A 2,939-nucleotide genomic window follows, 5' to 3' on the forward strand; every position below is an offset into this window, starting at 1 on the left:
GAACTACCGAGAATGAAGTAACATCTGTACTAAAACCACTCGGTAGATTTATTGAAGTTACGTTTAAAGAAGCGTCCCCTATGTTTCGTACGATAAGTGTTTTTGAAACCTGCTCATTTGGTTTTACCGTTCCGAAATTTAAATTGCCTGATAATGAGATTTTTGCTTCGGTTTTTTGTTGGGGAGTTTCGTCAACTTCTTCTAAGTCTTCCATTATATAAATACCACTATACGCTTTTTTAAGTACATCATATTTTACATAAATCATCCCATCTTTTTTTTTACCGCCAGTTCCAAAGGAATCAAATAATTTAAACAACTGTTCGTTATCATCATAGCCGATAACAACTAATGCGTGATGCAGATTTGATTTTCTATATGTATCCCAAATACGTCTTCCTTTGTTATCAATTCTTGGAGCTGCAATAGTACCAGTAGCTCCTGCTGAATATTCAAATTGAATGATAACAGGATCCCCTTGTGATATATTACCTTTAATATCCTCAAAAGAAATACTTTGATAGCCTTTTATCCTATTTCTCGCTGCTATTTCCCTTTGATAGGCTGTTGGCACTCTTTTACATTCATCAGAATTGTAAGGTTTTTCTGCAAGTGTACAAACACCTTGTTTTTCCAAAATATTAAAGGCATCTTTTACCAAAGCTCCGCATCTATCGGTAAGACATTCTCTAATCTGACTATGCACATAAGAGGGTGACATTCGTGTTGCATCAGAATATGGTTTTCCTGTTTTTTTATGATTATAATATGATTTCACCGCACACACTGCCCAACTTGCACAAGAAAAAATAGTTCCTTGATTTCCTATCGGAGGCATATCAGCTGTTAAATCGAATGCCGAAGGCAAATTGGCATCTATAAAATTTCCAAATCCCACATTAGGTTCTACATAGAAATCTCCTAAATCCATTCCTAAGTATTCATCTTCATTTTCTATATTAGAATTGTCATCTTCACCTTTTTCTTGCACTATTTTAATACAAGAAACGGCAAATAAAGTCATTACTGTCACTAAAAAAATAGCGACTACCCTGAGTTTGATTACATACTTTTTCATTGCTTTTGATTTTAAAATTGTTAGATATATTTGTTTTACTTTAATTGCACCCTTATTTAAAAGTTTTAATTACTTTTCCTGAACTATCAATAACTCCCCATTTACCATTTAACTTAACCTTAGCTTTACCTTGAAAAAACGGTTCAATATCTTCATATTGAAAAGACACTATCACTTTTCCTGAACTATCAATAACTCCCCATTTTCCGTTTTGTTTGGCTCTTACATATTTTTCTCGAAAATATCCTATTTCATCATATTCAACAGGCACTACTACTTTTCCTGCTGTATCAACAATACCCCATTTTCCGTTTTGTTTGGCTCTTGCATATTTTTCTGTAAAATCTCCTATTTGATCATATTCAATAGGCACTACTACTTTTCCTGAACTATCAATAACTCCCCATTTTCCGTTTTGTTTGGCTCCTACATATTTTTCTGTAAAATCTCCTATTTGATCATATTCAATAGGCACTACTACTTTTCCTGCTGTATCAACAATACCCCATTTTCCATTTTGATAAACCCTTGCAAAACCTCTATAAAGATTATAAATTATATGATATTGAATTGGCACGATAACTTTACCTGTTGTGTCTATCAAACCATATTTACGATTTAGTTCTACTTTTGCAAATCCTTCTTCAAACCAAAACATTTCATCATATTGGCACGATACAATTAATTTTCCTGTTTTATCTAAGGTTCCCCATTTATTGTTCATTTTCACAAGTATATATTCATCATACGATCGTATCTTTTCATATTGAATTGGTACAACTATGTTTTCAGAAATATCAACTACACCCCACTTATCATTTAAAAGAACTTCAAAGTTTCCTATTTTTCCTCTATAAATTATGTAATCGTATTGAAATGTAATTATCTCCTTTCCAGTTTTGTCAACCACTCCCCATTTACCATCTTTTTTTGCAGTTAGCAATAAATCATCATAGTAAATTAAATCATAATTTACAGGAATCACTATTTTACCTTTTGAATCAACCAAACCCCATTTTTCATTTAGTCTAATCATTGTATATCCTCTGTGAGAAAATCCAATTTCATCATATTGAATGGGTAGGATAATTTTACCTGCTTTATTAATTAAACCCCATTTATCTTTCTTTTTGACTTTTGCAATTCCACCATAATACATCTTCTCAACTTTGTCATATTGCTGTTTAACAACCTGTTGCTTCTGAACATTTTGTCGTTTTATTAAAAAATCAACCTCCCTTAGCTCTTCTAATTTTATATTTTCTAAAGAAAGATTTTTTTCGTCTTGTCCAAAAATATTGAGTACAGAAGAAAAAAAACGCTATAATTAATAAACCTTTATTCATTACTTTTGATTTTATTTTTTTTATTCATATATACCATCAGACCAAAAAGCTTATACTTTATTGATTTTTACCACGATTTACCTAATATTTTTAATCTTTTTTGAGCATCTTCATTTCCTTGTCTCGCTGATTTTTGATACCATTTTACTGCTTCTGCTTCATCTTTTGGTACACCATAACCTTTTTCATACATACTACCTAAATTATTTTGCCCAGTTGCATTACCTTGTTCAGCAGCTTTTCTGTACCATTTTACTGCTTCATTGTAATCTTTTGATACTCCAAGACCAGTTTCATATTTACTACCTAAATTATTTTGCCCAGATGCATGACCTTGTTCAGCAGCTTTTCGAAACCATTTTACTGCTTCATTGTAATCTTTTGATATGTAGTACATCCAACCTAAATTAAATTGCCCAGATGCATCACCTTGTTCAGCGGCTTTTCTGTACCATTTTACTGCTTCATTGTAATCTTTTGAAACTCCTTGACCATAATGATACATCTCAGCTAAA

Annotated in this window: 3 protein-coding genes; all 3 read right to left on the bottom strand. The window is 31.8% G+C overall.

The window, feature by feature from the left end; genetic code table 11:
- A partial coding sequence (locus CCAND38_RS05800) for a C1 family peptidase (RefSeq protein ID WP_156129775.1) occupies positions 1 to 1,078 on the bottom strand: 1,078 nt, incomplete at its 3' end.
- Positions 1,079 to 1,130: 52 nt separating this feature from the next.
- The gene (locus tag CCAND38_RS05805) at positions 1,131 to 2,237 is read right to left on the bottom strand and encodes a WG repeat-containing protein (protein ID WP_052458147.1); all 1,107 of its coding nucleotides are present in this window, start codon (positions 2,235 to 2,237) and stop codon (positions 1,131 to 1,133) included.
- Positions 2,238 to 2,491: 254 nt separating this feature from the next.
- On the bottom strand, positions 2,492 to 2,939 hold a 448-nt coding region (locus tag CCAND38_RS05810; protein ID WP_156129776.1), incomplete at its 5' end, for a tetratricopeptide repeat protein.

The organism is Capnocytophaga canis (assembly GCF_000827555.1).
Taxonomy (GTDB): domain Bacteria; phylum Bacteroidota; class Bacteroidia; order Flavobacteriales; family Flavobacteriaceae; genus Capnocytophaga; species Capnocytophaga canis.